Source organism: Bacteroides sp. AF32-8BH (assembly GCF_003435205.1).
Classification (GTDB): Bacteria; Bacteroidota; Bacteroidia; order Bacteroidales; family Bacteroidaceae; genus Bacteroides; species Bacteroides ovatus.
The window spans coordinates 1-1,450 of record NZ_QVLZ01000076.1 but is presented as its reverse complement, the minus strand read 5'-3'; the positions used below and the strand labels follow the sequence as shown (position 1 = coordinate 1,450).

1 pseudogene is annotated in these 1,450 nt (G+C 40.0%); it reads right to left on the bottom strand.

Features of this window, described 5'->3' with window-relative positions:
• Positions 1-1,450, bottom strand: a pseudogene (locus tag DWZ47_RS29140) (tetratricopeptide repeat protein); the annotation flags it as partial.

Sequence of the window (1,450 nt, the reverse complement as noted above, 5' to 3'; positions counted from 1 at the left end):
CTTCCTTGAGCTTGTACATGGCATTGTCATGACAAGTGTTTACGATTTTTTCCAATTCTTGCAGTATTTCATTGCTTTCTGCAAAATCTGTAATTATCTGCTTTACTTCATTAAATATGACTGACTGTTGCGATGTTGTATTTTCACGTTCATAGTAGGTCTTTCCAAGTTTATCGACAATGTCAAAGCGTGAAGCAGCCAATCCTCTTAAATAACTTTCCGTAGTCTGCTGTTTTTTCACGCGTTCAGTAAGAGCCTTGTACTCGGAATTGGCTTTCTCTGTCAATAACAAATAATGGTTGGTACGATCACGTTGCATGCGTAAACGTTGGCGGACGATATACCAGGCAATTCCAATAATAAAAAAGGTAGCGGCTGCTATAGCTATTTCCCAGACAGTCCGGTTTTTCATTCTGTATTGGGCGAATTTTGTTCGCTCTTTAAAATAGTCCCGCTCGACCATACCGGCGGAGAATTGCATGTTTGAGCGCATTATTGAATCGTTCAAGTAGATATAGCGATGTACATTGTCCGTTGCTTTTTCAAAATTTTTAGCCTGCGCTTCGATATGGTATGCAGTGTATTGTAGTTCTGCCATGTCGCAAATATCAGTAGTGTGCGCCTTTGCAAGCTCCAGATAATACCGTGCACTGTCTATATGATTCTTCAAAAGACTTACATCTGTCAATGTGTGATATCCATATACCGTATCCTGTCGGGCGGAAAGTTCGATTCGCTGTAACAGGTCATTGGATATATGCCGTTTGGATATCACATATAGTGATGCAAGATTAGTAAGGCTGACTTCTATCAGATTACTGTTATTATGTTCATCGGCCAAGTCAAGAGCCGCCGAATACAGCCTTATTGCTTTTTCTATATCTTTTGAGTGAAAAGTAGCGGCTGCCATGTCAAGGGTTGCCTTTGTCTCCTCCTGGATATCACCCGATTGGCGGAAATTATTTCTGGCTTCGTGGAAATAATGATATGCCCGGCTGTAGTTCATTTGTTTATAATATACTTCACCGATCTGTCTGTATAAAAGCCCTTTGTAATAAGATTCATCGGTATCTGTCAGTTTCTTTTCTATTTTGAGAAAAAGACGTAATGCTCCCGGTTTATCACCTGTGCGTAATTTAATTCTTCCCCAATAATATAGAGTTTTACACTGGTGACGTAAATCTTTGGGGTAATGTTTATAATATTGCCAAGCCTGGCGGATCAATGAATCGTCAGTAACTTTCATTTGTTTTTTTTCCAAAGCTTCGGAATAGAGCAATGCATATCTGGCCTGTTCAGCCCGGTTGCCTTCTGGTTTGAGTTTTTGTAGTATTGCTAATGCACTATCCGGGTTGTTCTGCATTAGCTTTTCAGCCTCACTAAGGCGAGGGGTCTGTTCCCTGTTATAACAACCTGTAAAATAGAGAATAGCTGATAGTCCAATTATAAT